The sequence below is a fragment of the Natronococcus jeotgali DSM 18795 genome, assembly GCF_000337695.1.
GTDB classification, from domain to species: Archaea; Halobacteriota; Halobacteria; order Halobacteriales; family Natrialbaceae; genus Natronococcus; species Natronococcus jeotgali.
The window spans coordinates 15,763-36,110 of the sequence record NZ_AOIA01000045.1 but is presented as its reverse complement, the minus strand read 5'-3'; the positions used below and the strand labels follow the sequence as shown (position 1 = coordinate 36,110).

Below are 20,348 nucleotides of genomic sequence, written 5' to 3'. Positions count from 1 at the left end.
ACGCTCTTACGCAAAGCTACGGAAACGAGACAGGGCGAAGCAATCGATGAGTGCGAGGAGCGACGCGCCAATGTTATTCAATGACCAGACGCAGCCAAAGGTGTGAGCGGCCTGTTCTAAGCCGTGCTTGGACAGGCCGCGGAACTTCCGCAGCCACGGATGCAAGAGTGACCAGAGACACTCAACCTGGTTAATATGGACGCCGTCCGGCGAAATGTACTGCTCCTTGTGGATGACCGTCCGGTGATTGTATTCCATCCACCGAATGCCTGCAGTCCATCGGTCCAGACCTCTCTCAGCCGCTGGGAGTGGTCTTCAGACTCTGTAATCACCGGCTCAAGATCTCCCTCGTAGCGGATTCCTTTCTTTGCACGAATGACAGTGAGCTCGTCACGGCAGGCCGCGACGAGCGTCAATTGGTCGCCGTGACGTCCCTGCCATCGTGTTCGCCCACTCTGAGACGACCCGCCGCGGCCCGGACGGGCTCGCGGCGGGTCTTGACCTTTGTATCCCGAGCACACTTTTCCACTCTCGTCGACCTGTAACGGGCCGCTGTATGGCTGTTTGAGGCGATTCCAGACAATCGGGAAGCCGCGCTCGAGCGCGGCTTCCAGGTCACGAACAGCTGTATGAATGGTGTTGTACGCGCGATCGAACACAATCACAATTTGATTGATACTGAGCAGAGTATCGGCGTAAAGAATGAACGCGAGAAGGCCCTCTCCGCAGGCGAGGTCCTTCTCGCTGAAGGGTGTGCCGTAGGTATAGGCGGGTTTGAACTGGCAGCTCCGGCACCAGACACGATCAACATTCTTCCACGTTCTGATCGACCGATTTCCGCACCGAGGACACGGTGTATGCTCCCAGAGGTGTTTGAGACGCCGCTCGACGAGGGCGTCGAGCGGCTCGGTCCGAAGCTCTAAGATACCGTCGTCGATTAAGTTCCGGAGCATCCCGCCGAAGGCTGGCTGGCTGTGAGATATATCCGCCATACGCCGGCGGGATGCACTGACTTTTCCGTAGCTTTGCGTAACTCTACTTCTGCGGTTGCCGATTGAGGAGCAGCAGGGTCCGGGTGAACGATAACTTAGTCTATCGGTTTTGGGACAGCTGTAGATTGTAGTTAGGTAATTGAAGGAAATCGCCTGAGTGATCAACTTCACTCCTAGAATCGCTAAAACTGCCCATTCAAGGGGAGAACAGTACACTCCACAAACCTCATCAACCGCTGTAGAACACCATCTACAACCAACCGCAGAAGTAGAGGTAAGAGCGAGCAGGAAATCCGATGATCAGGGTCCAAAGTGAGAGATTCTAACCAAGGTTCACATACTGTGATTCCCACTCGCGGCGCTCTTCGAGAGTCTGATCTCCTTTCTCGGTAATCGCATAGTAGTTTGTCCGTCGATCGAGTTCACCTTTCTCAACGTGCTCCTTATTGACGAGTGTATCGAGATTTGGGTATAGCCGTCCGTGGTTGATTTCGCTACTATAGTAGGATTCAATCTCGTCTTTGATGTCCTGCCCGGATGGTTGATCGGCGTCTGAGATCACGTACAGGAGGTCTCGCTGGAAGCCTGTCAGGTCGTCCATGGTGACTGGTTCTTGTTCCTGTATATTGTTATATCCAACGTATGCAATAGACAGTCTTAGGCTACTGATCTCGGAAAGAGCAGTATTTCTCCGTTAGTTTCGATCTGGGAGTGACCGATCGTCTTCGGAGGCAAGTTGCCCAAGGAGTGAGTCAATGACCGAACTGTCCTGCTCGTCTGATTCTGTAGAAAAGTCCTCACGCGGGTCTGCATAGATCTCGAGTTCAATATTGCTCGCAGCGGCGAGTTCACCCTCGAGGTTGAGAATTGCAGTCTGGTAGATCACGAGTGCACGAGTCTCGTCGATATCCAGATATTGGATGTTGCAGGCCTCGAGTGTCGACAAGAGGTCAACTGAGGATGGAAAGGTCTGTTTTCGAGACGACTCCGAGTCGCTTGGCATTAGATTTTCATCTCTGTTCTGTTCCAATAGTCTCTTCTCTTCGTTACCAGAGCTGAGACAAGCCTTATGACGAGGTCTGTAAGAACGCGTGTGGAAACAGTCCACCGGTCAGGTGGGGAGCTGATGCCAGTGGTCCTGTGTGTGGGTTGGGAGTGCTGAACGATACTGTCGCGTTGGGTTGTACGGGCTGTGTTGAATCACTAGACGGCGCCGGGATAGGTCGCTAAATCAAAGGAGTTGAAGCGGGAGGTCTGCGGTGTCTATGACACAAATCTCCCGCTTCATTGGGGAAGTTGTGCCGGTTGCTCAAAATGTTACTGGCGATGGAGACGAATCCGCCGCCCCGGAAGGTGGCGGCGGATTCGCCGACTATGCCCTCGTTTCTCTGCACTGTCTGCGGATTTACCTCGATACGTCCTACCGGATGACGATTGATCTACTGAAAGAGATGCCACAAATAACCGGGGAGATCGGCCTCAGCGCAGCCGATCTCCCCTCCCCATCCACATTGTGTAAAGCGTTCGACCGGATCAACATGAGCGTTTGTCGAGTGTTGCTGCGCCAGTCGGCGCAGCTACACAATCTCTCGAAACACGGCGCGATCGATGCGACGTTCTATGAACGGTCAGCTGCGACCCGTCACTACTGTCAACGAACTAGCTATCGTGTCCAGAAGCTAAAAGTCACGAAACTCGTCGATACAGAGTCGCAGGCCGTCCTTGACGTTCACTGCTCGACAAACCGGGAAGGAAGCGACGCAGACCTCGCCGAACAGATCGCCCGCCGAAACGCGGGCGATCTGCGGTCTCTTGCCGCCGATAAGGGCTATGACAAGCAATCACTCCGCAAAGCCCTCCGTGAACTCGACATTAGACCCCTGATCAAACATCGTATCTTCGCCTCCTACGACCACGCGCACAACGCCAGAATTGACGATACCCGCTACAATCAGCGCTCCATGACCGAAACTGTAAACTCGTCTGTCAAGCGCTCGCACGGCGAAGCCGAGCGAGCGCGGTCTTGGTTCCGTGAGTTCCGAGAAATCACTGTGATGTGTGTCGTCTATAACATCAAGCGAGCCGTGAAGCAATGAATTCCACTGCCTTATGGCGATTCAACACGGCCCGTGAGCGTGTTCTCAGCCGTTATGAGTGGCGTCTGCTCGTACTCACCAGTCAACTCAATCTGTACGAGCAGATCAACAGCTCGAGGGTGTCATAGATGAGTTCACACACCTGCCGTATAGCGATCTCTGTGAAAGCAGTACCAGCTTTGGACACTATTTTTCGCATTTAGCCAGCCAATTACTCTCCTCATACCGACCATGACAACTATTCTATGACACTCTCCAACAACTCTCCAAATCGAGTACAACAGACAGGCGAATGGAAGAGCGTGTCATAGAACTTCTCGTCCTCTTCGAAGTGATCGAAGTGATAGATACAGTGGAAGCACGTCGCAATCCGAAGAATTTTCGCGATATGGTAGTAAATCCTACAACCAACCATCAGGAATCTCATCCTGGTTATTGTGTATGAGTTCGATAAGGGATCTGATTTCCTCAAATTTAGACCCCCTCTCGACCATATTATCATCTGGATTCCAATTGATTAACTCCTCCCTGTCTAAGTTTTGAAGGTGAGCATGTTTCACTTCGGAGAGAAGCATCTCCTCTTCTTCCTCATCTATATCTAAATCACGTATCTGAAATTGAGATTTGTTCAGTAAATTAGTTAACAAACGACGGCGCTGTACATGCTCAATTGCCCAGAGATGACGATCAAATTCGGACATGGTAGACATATACGGGCAAGCGTATCAAATGTGTGGCAAGCAAAGGCAGGGGAACTTGTTCCAGTATTTATCAGTGATCGGTTCGCATTCTCTCTGTAGCGGCTCTTTCCGTGAAGGATCGCTGAAACGAAATAGCGAAGCGAATGCCGATCCATATGCATTGGGCGACGCAGTCTCAACTACTGCCTCCAGTGTCACCACTCAGAAACAGCTCTTTCGTGCGGGTAGAGTGACTTTTCACCCGACTCCCGTCTCCTTCTTCAACAGCGTGAGCGTGTTCTCTGCCGTTACGAGTGGTGCCTGTTCGTACTCGCCAGTCAACTCGATCTGTACGAGTAGATCGACAGCTCGTCAGATCGAGTACAACAGGCATGCGAACGCGAAGTAAAGAACCCAGGACAAAGTTCTTCGAGGTCGTCGCGGCCATAATTTGGTGGCAACAGTACACAGGTATGTCTGACACTCGGGAAACGCTTATCTGATATACGCACGTAAAGCACTAGTATATCATGTCCGACGCTGAAACCTCGTCCGGGGACAATGGACCGGAGACCGTCCAAATCAATCTCCGCCTCACACAGGCGTTCCTTGACGATATCGACACAACCTGGGAAGAACAAGGCTTCAATTCGCGGAGTGAGTTTCTTCGCTATGCAGCTCGAGACGCAGTCAAACACCCCGAATTCTCGCGTGAAGGATGGAAACAGATCGCCGCGAGCGAACACGAACTCCGTACTGGCGAGGAGGAACTCGTATCCCGCGAGGAAGTTACCGCGATGATGGACGACGACACGGATGGCGAGTGACGACGAAAAGTGGACATGGAAGTTCGCCCCCAGAGCTGCCAAGCAATTTGATAACCTCGAACACCATGTTTAGGACCGACTCGTCTCAAAACTCGACGAAATCGTTGACGACCCATGGCGCGATCCAGACGATTATCTCGAACCTCTCAGCGGTGGCCCCTTCGAGAAACTCCGAGTCGGGCAGTACCGACTCGCATGTGTTCCTAATCACGAGACACTCGTGCTCGAAGTTCACCGGATCGAACATCGAAGTGGAGCCTACACGGCTGACGATTGAATCGGTCTCGCAATCTCCGCAACTCGGGATCAGAGAGTGATTGGCACAGAAGAAACTCCCCGTAGCAGATGCGCATTTCGTACATTGCTGGCTCGTCAACTGCTCATGTGGAGTTAAAAATTAGCGTATTTCAACGGGAGTTCACAAATGAATTCGTCAACGGAGTTGTGGGCTTCGTGAGCGAACCAAGTAACACAGTCTCAACTACTGTCTCCCCCCTCGAGTTGAGAGTCGTTAGCGCTGAATCGGCTCTTATAGAGAGTCCCCTGCCACACTCCTGTGAAATAAATTAAGTATCCTGCGGAGACCATACTGGGTTTACTAATAGATCCCTATAAATTTCGATAGTATGTATTGATCCAGACTCGTCGGTGACTGTTTTAGAGAACGTCTTCACACATCGAGAACAGACTCTAATTCGGACTTTTCCTTTTTCTTTTTTTCTCTCAAAATATTTCGATTCTGCATGACCCAACAGATAACATCTAATGGACATTTCCTCAGTGTAGATATGTCGTAGTGATAATAGTACTGATTAGAAGTCTTAACTGTAATGGTTGCCTTTCACTCTCATTGTTACGTTTGCAGATCTATGTAACAACTACTGCTCCTCACCACAGACTGTTTGAGAAGATGTGATGCTCTGTATAGGTCGAGGAAAGAACGAGCACAAAAATTAATATCTTTGACAGAACACGACACCTATGGACCAGACTGCGGAACGTCTCGAATATCACATCAAGGGTGCATTCATAGGCCTGCTCGTCCTCGCAGCATTCCAGTACTGGGAGGGCAACCTCGATATCGGATTTCTAGTTGTAGTGGCAGCTGGTTACGTTATTCTCAGGATGGCGTTTGATATTATTCAAGAACGATACACAAACGCCTGAACGCCATTCTATTCGCATTCCCTCTGTGGCGGCTCTTCCCGTGAAGGATCACTGAAACGAGGTAGCGAAGCGAATGCCAATCCATATGCATTGGGCGACGCAGTTTCAACTACTGGGTTTGTCGTCAGCCCGTTCGTAGGTAGCGGTGAGTCCGAGTCGGTACGGAGCGATCATCATTTCGGGAATTTGGCGGTAGGTCGGAGCCGGTAGGCGATGCACCTCGTCGACGATAAGGAGACCGAACTGATCACCGTACTCGTTGACGTAGCGATAGGCGCTGTCGTAGGTCGTGACGGTCACGGCAGTGATTTTGTGAGACCCGCCGCCGAGTACGCCGACACCATTCGATAGTTGGTCACCGAAGGCATTGGTCAGTGTGGCATGCCACTGGTTCATGAGATCGATTGTCGGCACGACCACGAGTGTCGCGACGCCAGCGTCCATGATCGCTTGCAGTCCGAGGAAGGTCTTCCCGCTGCCTGTCGGCAGTACGACACTCCCTCGGCGGTCATGCTCGCGCCAGGCCTCGAGAGCGGCCTGCTGGTAGTGACGAGGGTCAACTTGGATTGTCGATGTGAGAGCGAGATCGGAATAGGAACGGGCGCTGTCCTCGAGATCGAGAGAATGGGATCGACCGGCATTCTGCTGGAGAGTTGATTGACCAGCGTCACTGGAGTCGTTGTGCCACTCACCAGCCTACTCGAGAAGCAAACGATAGCGATAGGCCTGAGTTCGAAACTCGTCAATGCGGTCGTCCCACTCTACGTAAGGGACTTCTTCGGGTGCGTCGCGGAGCAGAAGCGTTCCGTCGTCGAACTCGAGGTTCATTCGTGACCAATATGGTCAATCAGTGGGGTTAGCTGTGTTGGAAAAAGGTGTGTAGAGCTGCCGCGAACGGTTTTACTGTACCAAGTGCATTCTGTCTATGACCTTCGCGGCCACTCTCCCTTCTTCTCACTTCAACAATCCGTTATCAGGACTGGCCTTCAATCTTGACCTGGGCTCTCCATCAGACCAGGACGTTTCAACTGCAGACGTATCATCCATCAACTGGGCTAGCTTCCAATGTCGCCACTCAAAAACAGCTCTCTCATACAGATAGAGCAGCTTTTCATCCGATTCCGGTCTCTTTCTTCAACAGCGTGAGCGTGTTATCAGCCGTTACCAGTGGCGTCTGTTCGTACTCACTAGATGCCACGTCTGGTTGAGATGGGCTTGTTCCACTACGTGGAGAGCAGAACAACGTAGCATCCATCAATCAGGGAGAGTAGGTTCCAGATCGGCTATGTGCTGCCCTTGAGAACAGTAGCGAGGACTCAAACCGATCTGCTACAGTGCAATCCTAGAAAACGCTCAGTATTGTTAATGGTAGAAACTACCGTATTAGTGAAGATGCTTATTCCGGGGTCATATTTCGAGACCGATGCAAAATCAAGGACCTCTCAGGAACTCTCAGCACTGAGTGCTCGAGGAGACTCTATGAGGATTGAGGGCGCTATGTATCCTCACGCTCAATGACCTCAGCGAAGGCGACGTTCTCCCGAGCGCCGGTAACTTTGACTTTCACACGATCTCTCGGTGCCGTTTCGGGCACAATAATCACGTAGCCACGCTCGACACGAGCGATACCATCGCCTTGTTCTCCGGTGTTTTCGATCTCGACAGTCCGTATTTCGTCTTCTGCAACCGGTGGCTCAGGAGGCGAGGTCGCGGATGACTCTCGAGTCTGCTCTGGCTGGTCATCTGAATTCGACGAGAGAGACCGAAGGAGTGCTGTCCGATACACCTCTTCTAACTGTACATCGCCATCGCTAAACTCGCGTTTTGGGACTTCAATTACGTACGAATCGTCTTGTTCCTCAACCGTAGCGCTAAATACACACAGTATCTTTTCAGAAATTTCCATGAGTACTCGTTCTTCGTTACCAGACTCGTAAGCAGCACCTTTAGTCCGGCGAATGACAACTATAGTAACTATCCTACTAAATGGCTTTTCTACGTCCTTTTCAGAAGAGAAAACTTTACTCGAGTAGAGACGACCACTTGGCCGGTCAGACGCTCCCCGCGTTCACGATAATGCTCAACCCCCGCTGCTTGTCGACCTACTCGACTAATTCGGTGACCTCGTCGGTACGGCTATCACTGACATTGAGCAATGGCGCCAACCTCCGCTACCGAATTGAGAAACACGACAAAAACGACTCCCCTGCTATATCTCTACCTTGTGATCAGAATCACTTAAAGAAAAGACCGCGTTTCAGTCGAATATCTCACCAACGTATTCGTCTTCCCACTCGCGGCGGGCTTCGAGTTCACGTTGTCCACGCTGCGTGAGGGAATAGATGTTTGTCCGACGATCGAGGTGTCCTTTATCGATGAGTCCTTTGTCGACGACCGTATCTAGATTCGGATACAGACGGCCGTGATGGACCTCTTTCTCGTAATAGTCCTCGAGTTCTTCTTTGATCCCAAGTCCATGCGGTTCATCTAANTACAGACGGCCGTGATGGACCTCTTTCTCGTAATAGTCCTCGAGTTCTTCTTTGATCCCAAGTCCATGCGGTTCATCTAATCCAGCGACCACAGAGAGCAGGTCGCGCTGGAACGCGGTCAAATCGTACATATCAGATATACACCCGTCACTCGCTTAAAACCCACTCGAAGGACAGTCCTCCGATATAGATTCTGAGGAGAGTTAAATAAAGAAAAGAAGAAGGAAAAACTGTTCAGAACCGATCGCTTGGTGGGAGAGACGGACAACTACAAGCGTCCATGTACTAATTATGACTCATTTCTCGAGGGGTTGAATGCCGACGAATCCGACCACTCACACTTCGTCTTCAGCTTCGAGTTCGAACTGCTCGTTTTCGGCGACACTATTCAGAACGATACTGGTGTTCGACTGCTTGATGTCGGGATCAGTCACGAGGGCTTTGATCTGGTCGTTCATATCGTCGGTGTCTGTGAACTTGCCAATCGCGATGATATCGTAGTCACCAGTGACTTCGTAAACAGACATCATCTGATCATGGTCCTGGAGTGTTTCTGTGATCTCACCCAGTGCACTTCCCTCGACTTTGAGCTGCATCACTGCCGTCACGTCGTATCCGACAGCATCGTAATCAACGATCGGTGTGTATCCCTGGATCACACCGTCGTCCTCGAGATTGGAAAGATGATTCGAGACTGTCGTGACGGACACATCGAGCTCTTCAGCAAGACTTCGAAGACTTGCACGCCCATCCTCGAGGAGTTCATTAACCAGATCTGCATCCAGATTCTCGTAAATCATTAAATAACACAGCAGACGGATCCTATTAGAAATTTACGAATGTCCACTGTATCACCCTATAGAAAGTCATCTACTCTACTCAGATTTGTACGTTGGAGAATTGATATTCATGTATCAAAGCAGATATGAAAAGCAGTCGTCCGTCTGGTTCTGGCGTTTACTTGGCTAGAGAAAATAATTTCTTACGAAGATTATATTGGTATTCATGCAAACAGCTCCTCTCGACGAATGTATGTCACATTCGATTGAAGCTGACGCGCTCGTCGAAATACCGTCTCAGCCGTCATTTCACCCGACCAAATGTAAGGTACAGCGGACACGGTCTAGAGTTATCGTGGTACCGTTTAGTTTAGCGTATCCAGTACTAGATTGCTTGACGAGAGCATTCGTTGGTAATTAAACGGAGAACTGCTAATGTCTTTCCGCATCCGAAATTAGTGGTCTACCTCTCGAGGATCTTCGATCAGTCGGTATTCGCCGGTTGGCTGGTATCGGATTTCAGCGTAGTTTCCGGCCACGAGTTGCTTCAAATTGTTCCGGATCGTCTCACGAGACCAATCGAGTTCGTTCTCAATATGGCCGATCGTAGCGCACGAACAAGGCTGCTCGTTGAACCAGTCGAGAAGAGCGTTCATTGATTCGGTGTACTGGATTGCCATACGCACTGGTGCATCACCCAGTCAATTGTACATTGCGAACCGACAAATATCTTTTTGCGCAACGGCATGCGCTATCGACAAGCCGCACCCACTTGGCAGTATGCAAAACACCTAAGTAACCAGCTGGGATACCATGGAATGGAAGCGTAGGATGGCCGGGAAAACTCTTGGCCGGGTGTTCCAGCACCCGACCTGCGCTTCTGGTGCTACAGAAGCAATGTCAATTCAACCACGCACACCCGAAACCGTTTCGGCTCGCAGTCGCACCGAGCACCGACCAGACTACCTCCTTATCGGCATCGACAGCGAGGACGCACACCACGTCTACCGAACAACCGACGAAACGGTCCACGTCATCCACGACGTCGACCGCACCTACCGCTACGACCTCGAGACCCTCGAGCGATCAATCAACGACTGGATCGATTACGTCCAGAACCAACGGGGCTTCACGACCCAGCACCTCTACAAAACGCTCGCGGACTCACTTAACGCGGAGTAGGCGATCTAGATGGCCACGACCTCCACGCCGGACGATCGCCCGCGTCTGCGCGTCGGTGATCACGTCCGCGATCGCGAGATGCCTACCCAGACGCTGCTCGTCCTCGAGCACACGGAGATCCCCGCCAACGAGTACCCGATCGGGATGGGACCCGCGACCAGTGCCGACGTCCACCCCGAGTACGACCCCACCAGCGAAATCCTCCGGGTCGCCTACCCCAACCCAACAGCCCCCAGTATTTCGGAACTCGTCATCGCGCCAGTTCCACGGGCCCGCCTCGAACTGGTCACGCGCTTCTACGGAGGGAACGACTAATGTTGCTCGAGGCCACCCCCACGCAACTGCTCGAGGGTCTCTCCGTTGGCACCCAAGGCAGCACCCACTGTCAGTGGTGTGACTACGAATTCTACGAGGGCGACACTGCCACTGTCCTCATCTCCCGCCCAGCCGATGCCGACTGCTGGATAGTCCACCGTGCCTACTGCGCCAGCTGTGACCCCTCCGCGATCGCCGGTCCGACACTTGGCTGTACGGAGCTACTGGCTCGGTGTCGACTCGGCACTCGAGCAGATCTCGCCGCTCAGCAAACCGAGCTGGTCGTTCTCGAGCCCAAACTCCAAGACGCAAGCGAACCCGCCGAGAGCCAGTCCGCACTCGAGACCGACGAGGACACCGACCCAGCCTCGGTGACTCAGTCGTTGGAGACAGAGGGGGTCGAGATCGAGACGCTGCCGCCGCGTCTCCGCACGTCCGACAGCCGCGCTGACTGAGCCCGGCACTCGATGTCGGTCATTCCACCAGCAGCCCACGAGTGTGGAGACTCCACCGTTTCCGGAGTTCTCCCAGACAAGTCGACCGACGACAGCGGACACAGCGACGCGTATCGTTCGCACAGCGATTTTTCACGATCACGAAGCCACGATGTCTTCCGACCACACTACTCCCGACAGCGACGCACAGTCGACGACTCTCCAGACGCTAACCGAGGAGCTGCGCACACTCCGCTCGAGAGTCGACGAACTCGAGACCGAAACGGACGTACTCGAACGGCAGGTCGAAACGCAGTCCGAGCGTATCGACGAACTCGAGGAGCGGGTCGACAAGAACGATCAGACCCGCAAGGACCTCGCGAAAAACGCTACCCAGGCCAAGTCAACGGCCGAGGAAGCAAAGGAGATCGCCCGCTCTGCCAGCGCGAAAGCCTGCCAGGTCGAGGCGACACTCGAGGAGAGCGAAAGCGATGACACAACCAACGAGACGACACAGCTGCCCGGTGACGTCGAGCCCTCGACGAGTCCACTGGACTTCTTCGCGAACTGCCGCCAGCACAAGGTCAAGCAACGCTTTGTCGACGACCGCAGCGAGCAGAACACCTACCGAGCACTACTGGTCACCAAACGCTGGGAGGAGTTCGCGACCAAGCGCACGACCAGTGACGGCGTCTTCTTCACCCGTGAGGACGTGCGCCAGGCTCTAACTGCGATCATGGGCGAACAGCCACATGGGACGACCATCACGCGCGTCTGGGAAGCGATGCGAGATCTCGGTGGATCGGATCTCGAAGAGCGGACGCGACAGGTGAGTCCGAAGCAACCCGCAAAGGAGATCCTGACGATGAGCCTCGAGACCGCAACCGGACTGCTCGAGAATCGGTACTGCCATCTGGATCTGCTCGAGGACGGTGCACCGAGTGCTGGCGGTGTCACACCTGTTGTGACACAGCCAACAACCGGAACCGCGTGAGAACGACAAGATAGGCCACAATAAGAGAGGAAGACGGACACGAACGGAGTTGGTCGTCGACTCACCGGTCGACGTCGCTGTCTCTTCTAGTGACAACTACGAGAAGAAGCCTCCCGGTTTAGTAGTAGTAGCAGTCTAAATAACACAGATTCGGCGGTTGGGCTCACAAGTTCCCTCACAACGGGTGTGACCATCCAGAGAAGTCTGGTTCAGAAGACCTCCATCGAGTAGCGGGAACGATTAGCTTCGCTACACTACAGGATATTCGAGAGAGCTCGGTGGCGTCGTCATCGAGATGGTTGGTGAGACAGAACCGGCATTTCGTCTGGCCAGTCGTGATCAACGTCCCACAAGACCGGCACTCGCCTTCGATGGTCACCGATTCGTCAGGGTACCCCCCTGTGGTCGTCGCGACGCGCTGTCGCTGAGGCTTGCCGTCACACCCCTCCATTGAATTTCGCGTCCGAAACGTGGGACGCCTCTCGATCGGTGGCAGTTCCTTACGATCAGAATATCGGTTGTGCATCGGTTAGCTCGTAGCTTCTGGGTATCGCATTTCAACGTCCGGATGCCTACACTCGCGACTACCTCTTGACTATACAAGAGTGTGCAAACATATATGAGAACAGAGCGTGAACGTTGCTGATAGAGGTGTTCAGTATGTCCGAGTCTCCGCGCAATGGGGTTCAGTCATGGTCCGAGTCGATGAGCGCCCGTGAACGCATTCGGGCCGTTGCCGAGACGCTTCGCGAACCCCGTTCGATCAACTGGATCAGTGAGCAGGCGGACGCCGCCTGGAGTACGACCAATGAGGAACTCCAGGATCTCGTTGAGCAGGGGCAGCTGCGCCGCGTCGAGGCTGGTGAGACGACGCTCTATCAGCCGGATTATACGCAACTGCTCTTCGAGGAAATCCGCACGCTCATCGAGGAGAACACGCGCGAGGAGCTTCGTAACGAATTGGCTGCGATCACCGAGGAGATCGAGGAGTGGCAGGTGACCTACGATGTCGAGACGTGGGAGGAACTTGAGCAGTCGCTTGCCGACGGTGACCTTGGAAGTGCCGAGCTCCGCGAACGCCGCGACGTCATCGCGTTCTGGCGCGAGAACGAGGAGGATCGCCGACTCATCAAGCACGCACTGGAACTCTACTCCGACGTTGAAGCCGCTCGCGAACAGATGACCGACGTGGCCGGCCGCGCCACGAGCTAATCCTCTCCTTACACAGAATGATCTTTCTTGCCGGCCGCGACCGCTATACACAGCGAACCCTTCTTTGCGACATTCACGATCGGTTGACGAGGCAGGCTGGGTGTGAGAACGTGCGGTATCGCCCGTCTCGACGACGACCGCGGTACGTCATCGCGGATGTTGATCCGACCACGTTCCTGAGTAACTCCTACAACGCGAAGACTGCACGACTGGAGATTCGCTTCTGGTACCCTGCCGGCGTTGACCACGAATATTATCGCATCAACTGGGTCGAACCAGGGCGGAACCTGATGCTTGGCTTCCATCAGGACGCCGATCATCCAGATCTCGGGCCCTGCCACATCCAACTTAATTACGAAGATACGCCTGTCGATCGGCATCGCACGACGTTTCTCGATGCGCATCCACTCACCGTCCTCGATGACCGACTACAGCAGTTCACAACAGCGGTAGAGGCGATCCGATGGGAGAATGGGACGCCCTCGCTTCCTACTTGGCCGGGGTGAACAGTGAGTCATAGATACCACAGCGTAGATATCCGCGACTTTAGGCGCGGGAGGAGGCGCGTCACTCCGTTAGTCAGTCCTCGCCCATCGGCCCGTCGGAATCCAACCCCTTCGCATCGCGGAGCAAGACCCGGCATAGTCACTACGCAACAACCAGGAGATCCTCGAGGCACTCGCTCTCATCTGCGTCGACGAGAACGGATATCGGCTGGCGTTGTCGTTTCAGACTACCACTGAGCGACGCGGCCCGTTGTTCAGACCGTTCTCGAGGAGAATCAGACGCTCCTCGACGCGGCTGATGCATTGCTCGAGACGATTCTCCCGGCAGATCGCTACGGTGACCCCAACGACCTACTTGCGAGTACGCTATTTTGGCCACCGGATCCATCACCATTACTCGCGCATCCGATGGTCGGTCCATGAATGCGACTAGCAGCTACACTCACAACAACAGAATCCATCAAGAACGACCGGACGGTTCAGATAAGCTTTCCGTTCAAGTAACAATCACTTTCTCACATAATTCCATAGCAAAACTGAGCCACTTCTATCCGATAAACTACCATATGTAATTAACCAACAGGAGCCCCTCTATTGCATTCACTGTTGGTTAAGTAGCCGATCTTGTGATCGGGGCCAATCTGCTATGTACAGAGTATATACCGATCGCTAAGATCAGTCACTTTGTGCGCCAGTCTTTATAAGACTACTAGGGGATTTATGGGAGAGGTTTGCTAACGTAGAACCATGTCTTTTCGGGAGCTTTTGGGGCCGGACTCGCTCGATCAAATTGTCTACGTCATTCTGTTCTGGTCTCTCATCCTATTCGGTTCTGCTTATATCCTTGACGAGCAAATCATACGGTTAGAATCTATTGTCGGAACGGGAATCCTCCTTGCTTGGGTCATATGGGCGATCAACTATCGTCTCCAGCAGGTACAACAGGAACGATACGAGAAGAGAAGGAGATAAGGGAGATCTATGCTGTATTCGCTTCTCTACGTAGCGGTTGGTTCACCGAAATAAGGATGAAAACAACCCCATGAGCATAGTCCTATGACACCCTCTACAGAAAGCCAAAGAGAAACCCTGTCTTTCAGGGATGGCGAGGGGATGTCAAAGCTGTGGCTCCACGCCAATCCAAAGTATAACATTTTATCATTGGGCTAGTTTGAGAAGTAAACAGGTCGCTGAGTTAATTAGGACTCACAGGTCTGCTAGCGAGAGCTCCGATGCATATTTGGAAGAATCGTCTATTGGGCGTTCGTCGTGTATATTGCTCGCTGAGACGTCCGAATTAGAGATCGACGTACTGTGATTCCCACTCTCGGCGCTCCTGAATGGCTTCGTCCCCTGCATCGGCGAGCGCATAGTAGTTCGTTCGTCGATCGAGTTCGCCCTTCTCCACGTGCTCCTTATTGACGAGGGTATCGAGATTTGGGTATAGCCGCCCGTGGTTGATCTCGGTACTGTAGTAGGTTTCAATCTCGTCTTTGATGTCCTGCCCGGATGGCTTATCGGCGCCTGCGATAACGTACAGGAGGTCTCGCTGGAAACCTGTAAGGTCGTCCATGGTGACTTATCCTTGGACCAGACTATTGTTATTCATCTCGTATACATAGTCAGCCTTCCGCTACAATTATCGAGAAAAAGTAGTATCATCTCATTTAATTTTGACTCGAGAAGGAGGGATTACTTTCGGGAGGAGAGTTGATCAAGGAGTGAACCGACGACTGGGCCGCTGTTTTTCTCCGTGTCTGTAGAGTATTCCTCTCGAGGATCTTCATACACTTCGAGTTCAATATGGCTTGCAGCCGAGAGTTCGCCTTCGATCACCTCGAGGTTGAGGATTGCAGTCTGGTAGATGACGAGCGCACGGGTTTCATTGACGTCCAGATACTGGATGTTGAGTGCCTCGAGCGTTGAAGGCAGATCAATTGGGGATCCAAATGTATGTTCTCGAGACGGACCCGAATCGCTTGGCATTAGATTCTCATTTGAGGGCGCTTCCATTAGTTCCTCTCTTTGTTGCAGTAGTTGAGTTAGGTTCTCTGTGGAGATGCCTTCGGGAAAGAGCAGAACGAGTTGCAAACGGGCCACCGGTCAGGTGGGGAGCTGATGCCGGTAGCCAGGTGCAGGGGGGAGTGATGAATGACTTTGTCGCGTTGTGTGGGACGCAACACTCGAGATTCGAGGTGGAAACATTATCAACCCTTTGCTCATTCCTATTGACTCGGTACGGTGTCCGATCGATGAGTAATCATCCACTCGGGAGCCATGGTTTTGAACCGGGGTGCCAAACCTCGATAAATAATCACTGAGAACGGGTCAACCGTTTGAGAAGCAATTTGTACAAGGATCTGGGAGTCCGTGCTATGCCAAACACGCCTGTTCAGCAGATAAGTGCCGATTCCGCGCCGGAACAGAGCCTGAACCAGGAGATGACGCCTGTTGTTGCTGTCGTTTCTGCAGTTGCCGATGCTGCTGGAATGGATCCGCTCGAGCTGCCACCCCTTAGCAACGCGATCAACCCAGAGGCACTGAATGATCTGGTTAGCTCCGGACGAAGTTCTGGTCTAGAGTCGATCTCTTTTGCGTATACAGGATACAATGTTGTTGTCTCTGGAGCTGGCGATATTCAAGTATCCCAGCTAGACTGACTGAAGAGGCCGACGTCAATCCAACTATATCCGGTAGCTGCTGGCAAGACGAGTATCTGATCGGGAATTAAGTGAAGGAGTTTGCGACTTCCGTACCTGTCTCGGAAAGTGAATAGACCTGTTGTCGCGCATCTCGAAATGAGACCTGTGTTTCGATCGCATCTATTTCCTGCAGTTGTGTGATTGCATATCGTACTGTTCGACTCGGTAACAGTGATTCCTCACTGAGCTGCTTTTGCGTAAGTGAGTCATGCTCTTTGAGAACAAAAAATACGAGCTTCGCGCTCGGCGGCAAGTCTTTCACTTCTTTACTCATTTGACTAGCCATAGTCCTACTAAATCATTGGACCCGTTGCTCATGAGTCTATGGCCGGAGAGAAGGTGTTTCAATATTGAGTACAGGGTCGAAGATCGCATCGAGAAACACAGCGAGGATGTTCAGCTGAAGCAACCGATGCTAGACGAGACGTACAACCGCCGTACCCGAGTTGAACGAACCAACGAATCAGTCAAGGATTGCGGCCTCGGACGTGAGTGCGCCCGAGGCCGCGTCCACGCACGAGCGCAGGTGTTCCTCGCACTGTGCCTTCGTCTCGTCGTCGCTATCACCAACTACGAACGTGGAGACAATCCGGGAAGCACGATCATCACGGTGTGAGAAGAGTTCTATGACACCCTCCGTACAACGGGTATGACACCGCCAGCATTCGGAGTGCCGTCCTCGAGGAGATCCAGATGACAGTAGTGCTTCTCGAGCAATCCAGTCGCGGTCTCGAGGCTCATCGCCAGAATCTGCTTTGCAGGTTGTTTTGGACTCACTTGTCGTGTCCGCTCTTCGAGATCTCTGTCACCGAGTTCGGTCATTGCATCCCACACTCGAGTAATAGTCGTTCCATGTGACTGTTCACTCATAGTGTTGATTACAATCAGCTCTACGGTGATTTGCCGAATCAGTATATATAAAAACAGAACAACTAATCATGGAAAGAAATGCACTTAAACACGTTGGGTATTTATTTCTCTGTGTTCTCTGTCGTCAGCGACTCTGCCAGTTCATGAAAGCTCTCGATGATCAGATCTGGTTCTCTCCCGTATGGTTCCCACGCTCGGCCTTTTCGATTGAGCCAGACGCCTTGCATCCCGGCATTCAGCGCCCCATTCACGTCACTCCAACTTGCGGTTACGTGAACGAGGTTTCCGAGGGGGATGCCAATGCGTTCGGCTGTGTATTCGTATAACTCCCGTGCTGGCTTATACAGATGGATGTCATCGGCGCTAATTACACTGGTGATGACGTCCGCAAGGTTAGTGTGGTCGATCAAAGAATCGAGCAGCGCTGGATCACCATTGGAGAGAATATGGATGTCGTACCCGGCATCGCGGATGGTCTTGAGCCCTCCTCGAACATCATCGAATATGTCCAACTCATGATACACGGAGAGAACTTCCTCGATTTCATCGTCGGTCAGGTCCACATCGAAGACATCGAGGGCATGTTTGAGTGCGAGCCGGTGTCGATCTACTGCTGGCCGATAAACGTTGATTTCGTTTCCAACCATCGCATATTCACGCGTGCGAAGTTGCCATACTCGAGCAAGTGCTGTGGCCTCAGGAGTATAGGCTTCAAGCGCCTTTCGAGACGACTCAACATCTACAAGGGTACTGTACGAATCAACGACCACCGATTCAATCCGGGATGGATCTATCTGCATATTGGTGCTGGTATTCCCTCGTTATAAATGAATCCGATCAAGACAATATTGGCAAGATGTGTGGGAAGAAGTTTTCAATATTGTCGGCGGGTTTTCAGGTTCAAGATCTGCATGTACAGATGGGCCATCCGACAGTAGGAGATGCCAGTCTTCCGTCAGCTCCGAGGTATACGAAGCCCGTGAAGACGACTCCGCGGCTACGAGGGCGGTGCGTAAGCTTGAAACTTTCCCTGACCAATTCTAGAGAAAGTACGGTGCCGTGGGTATGCAACTGAGTTGGTTCGCGGTTTCTGTTGGTCCGCCGGTATGTTGATTGTGGACCTGATAACGCGAACCGCTGCCTCGGCGGTATCTCACTCACACCCTACTACCATATACAGCACTATTCGACGCGGTTTCGGCAAGCAAATTTCGAACGACAACATCCATGAGAACATCTCTATCCAACCCACTCACAGGCATCAAACAATCACAGACAGTCCTCATTATCTTTGCGAGTACGCTCGTGAGTGTGATGGGTGTCTCCCTNCTATCCAACCCACTCACAGGCATCAAACAATCACAGACAGTCCTCATTATCTTTGCGAGTACGCTCGTGAGTGTGATGGGTGTCTCCCTTATCAGCCCAGCGCTGCCAACGATTCAGGCGGCCTGGAACATTTCAGCGAGTCAAGCGAGTCTCCTCATCTCGGCATTTACCTTGCCCGGTATTGTTCTCACGCCATTCATCGGACTCATCGCTGACCGCGTTGGTCGCAAGCGTGTGCTCGTTCCCTCACTCTTCTTGTTTGGCGTGAGTGGCATTGTAGTCGTATTTGTCGACGGATTCACAACGCTTCTCGGTCTCCGCGTCGTACAAGGAACTGCTGGCAGTGCTATCATGAGTCTCACCGTGACATTGCTCGGTGACCTGTTTTCGGGGGAACAGCAGAGTCGTCTCATTGGACTGAACGCAGCAATACTTGCCATCGGCGCGGCTGGCTACCCCTTACTAGGCGGTGGCCTTGCACTGCTCTCGTGGGCCGCGCCGTTCGTCTGCTTTGGCCTGGGTATTGTTGTTGCCGTTGCCGGCTCTGCAGTGCTTCCTGAACCCCAGAGTAGCATGGGTTCGTCCGGACTCTCATACGTTGCTAATGCAGCACGATCNGTTGCCGTTGCCGGCTCTGCAGTGCTTCCTGAACCCCAGAGTAGCATGGGTTCGTCCGGACTCTCATACGTTGCTAATGCAGCACGATCAGTACCAACTCGGTTGGCTCTCGGGTTGTACATCGCTATTTTCGGTATTTTCTTTATTCTCTATGGCGCACAGCTCACGGTCATCCCATTCATTCTCGATGAATCCTACGGCCTCTCCTCCGGAGCGATCGGTCTCTTGCTCGGACTTCCGGCGGTGACGATGGGGTTGACGTCCTCACAGTCATCCCGTCTCATGCGCCATCTCTCGCCCCCACGGCTCATTACACTCGGTTTTGTGACCTACGGTATCGGGATGACACTCGCTGCACTCGCCCCTTCGATCCCCGTCCTTGCCGGCGCATTGTTCCTATTCGGTATCGGGCAGGGATTCGCAGAACCGATCACCGATACAGCATTGAACACACTCACGCCTGATGCATTCCGTGGCGGGATTATGAGTATCCGAACGAGCGTGCTTCAGTTCGGAACGACCCTCGGTCCGCCAGTGTTCGTTGCTGTCGCCTCGATCGTCGGCTATCCCAATACGCTCCTCATCGCCGGCATCGCTGCCCTCGCCCTCGGTGTCTCTGCGTTCGGTCTTCTCACGCTTTCAAAGACCGCGCCCTCGACTCGATCCCGAAGCGTCACAGACAAGTAATCCATCCTCTGGAGCAGTTGAGTTGATATTGATCATTCACCTCGGATTTCTTCCCAGCGGCTGACGCCAACTTGCGCAACTTCCCAGTCCTGTTCGACAGCGCCACCGGACACGCCGAACGCGCCGACGACGTCTCCCTCTTTGTCGGCTAGTGGATAGCAACCGGAAACACACCGCACGGTCGAATATACAAGGCTGAGGGTCAGTAACCCACGACTTCAGTCGTGGGCTTGTCAGTGGATTCCCCTTCTACCGTCGAACTGACGGAGGCGTGGTACTCGCCATTCAGGTTCAGCGTTCCTGACGTTAGCGCACACTGACAGGGTGCGCCTCCACTCGAAGACTTCTGCCCCGAGTGGAGTTTCTTCAAGAGTTTGCGAGCGATGTTCTTACTCGCGTTGTAATCCGGGGGAGTCGGCTGCTATCACTTGTGAGCTGGTTTGAGCCTTATCGGATTCCTCCCACG

General features: G+C 52.9%; 23 protein-coding genes and 6 pseudogenes. 13 read left to right on the top strand and 16 right to left on the bottom strand.

Annotated elements, in window-relative coordinates; genetic code table 11:
- Nucleotides 1–6 precede the first annotated feature (6 nt).
- The 3 genes and pseudogenes from C492_RS07040 to C492_RS07030 all read right to left on the bottom strand — a co-directional run bounded on the left by C492_RS07040 (nucleotide 7) and on the right by C492_RS07030 (nucleotide 1,995).
- Nucleotides 7–983, bottom strand: a pseudogene (locus C492_RS07040) (IS1595 family transposase).
- A 331-nt stretch (nucleotides 984–1,314) separates the two neighbouring features.
- The gene (locus tag C492_RS07035; protein ID WP_008421781.1) at nucleotides 1,315–1,593 is read right to left on the bottom strand and encodes a PadR family transcriptional regulator; all 279 of its coding nucleotides are present in this window, start codon (nucleotides 1,591–1,593) and stop codon (nucleotides 1,315–1,317) included.
- A 93-nt stretch (nucleotides 1,594–1,686) separates the two neighbouring features.
- Nucleotides 1,687–1,995: a hypothetical protein gene (locus C492_RS07030; protein WP_008421779.1), complete on the bottom strand. Its 309-nt coding sequence runs from the start codon at nucleotides 1,993–1,995 to the stop codon at nucleotides 1,687–1,689.
- A gap of 262 nt (nucleotides 1,996–2,257) precedes the next feature.
- Here C492_RS07030 and C492_RS07025 point away from each other — a divergent pair, with 262 nt between their 5' ends.
- Entirely contained in the window at nucleotides 2,258–3,088 is an 831-nt protein-coding gene (locus tag C492_RS07025) for an IS5 family transposase (protein WP_008421777.1), read from the top strand.
- A 401-nt stretch (nucleotides 3,089–3,489) separates the two neighbouring features.
- Here the strand turns inward: C492_RS07025 and C492_RS23465 are convergent, their stop codons facing one another.
- Nucleotides 3,490–3,789: a transcriptional regulator gene (locus tag C492_RS23465; protein WP_152424812.1), complete on the bottom strand. Its 300-nt coding sequence runs from the start codon at nucleotides 3,787–3,789 to the stop codon at nucleotides 3,490–3,492.
- 237 nt (nucleotides 3,790–4,026) lie between these two features.
- Nucleotides 4,027–4,222 (bottom strand): annotated as a pseudogene (locus tag C492_RS25135) (transposase); the annotation flags it as partial.
- Between the two features lie 76 nt (nucleotides 4,223–4,298).
- Here C492_RS25135 and C492_RS07015 point away from each other — a divergent pair.
- From C492_RS07015 to C492_RS07010, 3 genes and pseudogenes are all read left to right on the top strand, one after another.
- Entirely contained in the window at nucleotides 4,299–4,595 is a 297-nt protein-coding gene (locus C492_RS07015) for a ribbon-helix-helix domain-containing protein (protein ID WP_008421774.1), read from the top strand.
- Nucleotides 4,585–4,872 (top strand): annotated as a pseudogene (locus tag C492_RS25795) (type II toxin-antitoxin system RelE family toxin). The gene C492_RS07015 and the pseudogene C492_RS25795 overlap by 11 nt, the downstream one beginning before the upstream one ends.
- A gap of 704 nt (nucleotides 4,873–5,576) precedes the next feature.
- Nucleotides 5,577–5,762, top strand: coding sequence for a hypothetical protein (locus C492_RS07010; protein WP_008421772.1), 186 nt, complete (start codon nucleotides 5,577–5,579; stop codon nucleotides 5,760–5,762).
- A 117-nt stretch (nucleotides 5,763–5,879) separates the two neighbouring features.
- Here C492_RS07010 and C492_RS25680 read toward each other — a convergent pair.
- From C492_RS25680 to C492_RS06985, 5 genes and pseudogenes are all read right to left on the bottom strand, one after another.
- Nucleotides 5,880–6,590 (bottom strand): annotated as a pseudogene (locus C492_RS25680) (DEAD/DEAH box helicase family protein); the annotation flags it as partial.
- A 667-nt stretch (nucleotides 6,591–7,257) separates the two neighbouring features.
- Nucleotides 7,258–7,668 (bottom strand): TRAM domain-containing protein, encoded by a 411-nt coding sequence (locus C492_RS07000; protein WP_008421770.1) that lies wholly within the window; start codon nucleotides 7,666–7,668, stop codon nucleotides 7,258–7,260.
- A gap of 351 nt (nucleotides 7,669–8,019) precedes the next feature.
- Nucleotides 8,020–8,385: a PadR family transcriptional regulator gene (locus tag C492_RS06995; RefSeq protein ID WP_008421769.1), complete on the bottom strand. Its 366-nt coding sequence runs from the start codon at nucleotides 8,383–8,385 to the stop codon at nucleotides 8,020–8,022.
- Between the two features lie 204 nt (nucleotides 8,386–8,589).
- The gene (gene lrp / locus C492_RS06990) at nucleotides 8,590–9,054 is read right to left on the bottom strand and encodes an HTH-type transcriptional regulator Lrp (protein WP_008421767.1); all 465 of its coding nucleotides are present in this window, start codon (nucleotides 9,052–9,054) and stop codon (nucleotides 8,590–8,592) included.
- A 434-nt stretch (nucleotides 9,055–9,488) separates the two neighbouring features.
- Nucleotides 9,489–9,713 (bottom strand): hypothetical protein, encoded by a 225-nt coding sequence (locus C492_RS06985; protein ID WP_008421765.1) that lies wholly within the window; start codon nucleotides 9,711–9,713, stop codon nucleotides 9,489–9,491.
- 217 nt (nucleotides 9,714–9,930) lie between these two features.
- Here C492_RS06985 and C492_RS06980 point away from each other — a divergent pair, with 217 nt between their 5' ends.
- The 6 genes from C492_RS06980 to C492_RS25790 all read left to right on the top strand — a co-directional run bounded on the left by C492_RS06980 (nucleotide 9,931) and on the right by C492_RS25790 (nucleotide 13,676).
- Entirely contained in the window at nucleotides 9,931–10,215 is a 285-nt protein-coding gene (locus C492_RS06980) for a hypothetical protein (protein WP_008421763.1), read from the top strand.
- A gap of 9 nt (nucleotides 10,216–10,224) precedes the next feature.
- Nucleotides 10,225–10,530, top strand: a complete 306-nt coding sequence (locus C492_RS06975) for a hypothetical protein (protein WP_008421761.1) — start codon at nucleotides 10,225–10,227, stop codon at nucleotides 10,528–10,530.
- Nucleotides 10,530–10,985 carry a hypothetical protein gene (locus tag C492_RS06970; protein ID WP_008421759.1) on the top strand — a complete coding sequence of 152 codons (456 nt, stop codon included), beginning with the start codon at nucleotides 10,530–10,532 and terminating at the stop codon, nucleotides 10,983–10,985. Before C492_RS06975 ends, C492_RS06970 begins: the two co-directional genes overlap by 1 nt.
- Nucleotides 10,986–11,136: 151 nt before the next feature.
- On the top strand, nucleotides 11,137–11,958 hold the full coding sequence (locus C492_RS06965; RefSeq protein ID WP_008421757.1) for a hypothetical protein: 822 nt from the start codon (nucleotides 11,137–11,139) through the stop codon (nucleotides 11,956–11,958).
- A 660-nt stretch (nucleotides 11,959–12,618) separates the two neighbouring features.
- On the top strand, nucleotides 12,619–13,170 hold the full coding sequence (locus C492_RS06960) for a DUF7342 family protein (protein WP_008421754.1): 552 nt from the start codon (nucleotides 12,619–12,621) through the stop codon (nucleotides 13,168–13,170).
- A gap of 17 nt (nucleotides 13,171–13,187) precedes the next feature.
- On the top strand, nucleotides 13,188–13,676 hold the full coding sequence (locus tag C492_RS25790; RefSeq protein WP_083898757.1) for a hypothetical protein: 489 nt from the start codon (nucleotides 13,188–13,190) through the stop codon (nucleotides 13,674–13,676).
- Nucleotides 13,677–14,973: 1,297 nt separating this feature from the next.
- Here the strand turns inward: C492_RS25790 and C492_RS06945 are convergent.
- Nucleotides 14,974–15,249, bottom strand: a complete 276-nt coding sequence (locus tag C492_RS06945; protein ID WP_008421749.1) for a PadR family transcriptional regulator — start codon at nucleotides 15,247–15,249, stop codon at nucleotides 14,974–14,976.
- A gap of 119 nt (nucleotides 15,250–15,368) precedes the next feature.
- Nucleotides 15,369–15,767 (bottom strand): hypothetical protein, encoded by a 399-nt coding sequence (locus C492_RS22215; protein ID WP_239643391.1) that lies wholly within the window; start codon nucleotides 15,765–15,767, stop codon nucleotides 15,369–15,371.
- Nucleotides 15,768–16,051: 284 nt separating this feature from the next.
- Between C492_RS22215 and C492_RS22210 the strand changes: the two genes are divergently transcribed.
- Together C492_RS22210 and C492_RS06940 are read left to right on the top strand one after the other, a co-directional pair.
- Nucleotides 16,052–16,336, top strand: coding sequence for a HalOD1 output domain-containing protein (locus C492_RS22210; RefSeq protein ID WP_083898756.1), 285 nt, complete (start codon nucleotides 16,052–16,054; stop codon nucleotides 16,334–16,336).
- A gap of 388 nt (nucleotides 16,337–16,724) precedes the next feature.
- Nucleotides 16,725–16,994 (top strand): annotated as a pseudogene (locus C492_RS06940) (transposase); the annotation flags it as partial.
- A gap of 8 nt (nucleotides 16,995–17,002) precedes the next feature.
- On the opposite strand, the gene C492_RS22200 reads toward C492_RS06940, so the two are convergent.
- Together C492_RS22200 and C492_RS22195 are read right to left on the bottom strand one after the other, a co-directional pair.
- Nucleotides 17,003–17,200, bottom strand: coding sequence for a hypothetical protein (locus tag C492_RS22200; protein ID WP_008421743.1), 198 nt, complete (start codon nucleotides 17,198–17,200; stop codon nucleotides 17,003–17,005).
- Nucleotides 17,201–17,349: 149 nt separating this feature from the next.
- Entirely contained in the window at nucleotides 17,350–18,048 is a 699-nt protein-coding gene (locus C492_RS22195) for a haloacid dehalogenase type II (RefSeq protein ID WP_083898754.1), read from the bottom strand.
- Nucleotides 18,049–18,562: 514 nt separating this feature from the next.
- Between C492_RS22195 and C492_RS06930 the strand changes: the two genes are divergently transcribed.
- Nucleotides 18,563–19,882 (top strand): MFS transporter, encoded by a 1,320-nt coding sequence (locus C492_RS06930; protein ID WP_152424811.1) that lies wholly within the window; start codon nucleotides 18,563–18,565, stop codon nucleotides 19,880–19,882.
- 32 nt (nucleotides 19,883–19,914) lie between these two features.
- Here the strand turns inward: C492_RS06930 and C492_RS22190 are convergent, their stop codons facing one another.
- Nucleotides 19,915–20,061: a heme-binding protein gene (locus C492_RS22190; protein ID WP_239643390.1), complete on the bottom strand. Its 147-nt coding sequence runs from the start codon at nucleotides 20,059–20,061 to the stop codon at nucleotides 19,915–19,917.
- 23 nt (nucleotides 20,062–20,084) lie between these two features.
- Nucleotides 20,085–20,288, bottom strand: a pseudogene (locus C492_RS25785) (transposase); the annotation flags it as partial.
- Nucleotides 20,289–20,348: the final 60 nt, after the last annotated feature.

Bases quoted from the DNA above. Each gene is read 5' to 3' on its own strand.
- C492_RS06960 (WP_008421754.1), top strand. From the start codon at position 12,619: ATGTCCGAGTCTCCGCGCAATGGGGTTCAGTCATGGTCCGAGTCGATG.
- C492_RS07000 (WP_008421770.1), bottom strand. From the start codon at position 7,668: ATGGAAATTTCTGAAAAGATACTGTGTGTATTTAGCGCTACGGTTGAG.
- C492_RS06985 (WP_008421765.1), bottom strand. From the start codon at position 9,713: ATGGCAATCCAGTACACCGAATCAATGAACGCTCTTCTCGACTGGTTC.
- C492_RS22195 (WP_083898754.1), bottom strand. From the start codon at position 18,048: ATGCAGATAGATCCATCCCGGATTGAATCGGTGGTCGTTGATTCGTAC.
- C492_RS22200 (WP_008421743.1), bottom strand. From the start codon at position 17,200: ATGACCGAACTCGGTGACAGAGATCTCGAAGAGCGGACACGACAAGTG.
- C492_RS07035 (WP_008421781.1), bottom strand. From the start codon at position 1,593: ATGGACGACCTGACAGGCTTCCAGCGAGACCTCCTGTACGTGATCTCA.
- C492_RS06980 (WP_008421763.1), top strand. From the start codon at position 9,931: ATGTCAATTCAACCACGCACACCCGAAACCGTTTCGGCTCGCAGTCGC.
- C492_RS07025 (WP_008421777.1), top strand. From the start codon at position 2,258: ATGACACAAATCTCCCGCTTCATTGGGGAAGTTGTGCCGGTTGCTCAA.
- C492_RS23465 (WP_152424812.1), bottom strand. From the start codon at position 3,789: ATGTCCGAATTTGATCGTCATCTCTGGGCAATTGAGCATGTACAGCGC.
- C492_RS06975 (WP_008421761.1), top strand. From the start codon at position 10,225: ATGGCCACGACCTCCACGCCGGACGATCGCCCGCGTCTGCGCGTCGGT.
- C492_RS22210 (WP_083898756.1), top strand. From the start codon at position 16,052: ATGCCAAACACGCCTGTTCAGCAGATAAGTGCCGATTCCGCGCCGGAA.
- C492_RS07015 (WP_008421774.1), top strand. From the start codon at position 4,299: ATGTCCGACGCTGAAACCTCGTCCGGGGACAATGGACCGGAGACCGTC.
- C492_RS06945 (WP_008421749.1), bottom strand. From the start codon at position 15,249: ATGGACGACCTTACAGGTTTCCAGCGAGACCTCCTGTACGTTATCGCA.
- C492_RS06965 (WP_008421757.1), top strand. From the start codon at position 11,137: ATGTCTTCCGACCACACTACTCCCGACAGCGACGCACAGTCGACGACT.
- C492_RS07010 (WP_008421772.1), top strand. From the start codon at position 5,577: ATGGACCAGACTGCGGAACGTCTCGAATATCACATCAAGGGTGCATTC.
- lrp (WP_008421767.1), bottom strand. From the start codon at position 9,054: ATGATTTACGAGAATCTGGATGCAGATCTGGTTAATGAACTCCTCGAG.
- C492_RS25790 (WP_083898757.1), top strand. From the start codon at position 13,188: ATGATCTTTCTTGCCGGCCGCGACCGCTATACACAGCGAACCCTTCTT.
- C492_RS07030 (WP_008421779.1), bottom strand. From the start codon at position 1,995: ATGCCAAGCGACTCGGAGTCGTCTCGAAAACAGACCTTTCCATCCTCA.
- C492_RS06970 (WP_008421759.1), top strand. From the start codon at position 10,530: ATGTTGCTCGAGGCCACCCCCACGCAACTGCTCGAGGGTCTCTCCGTT.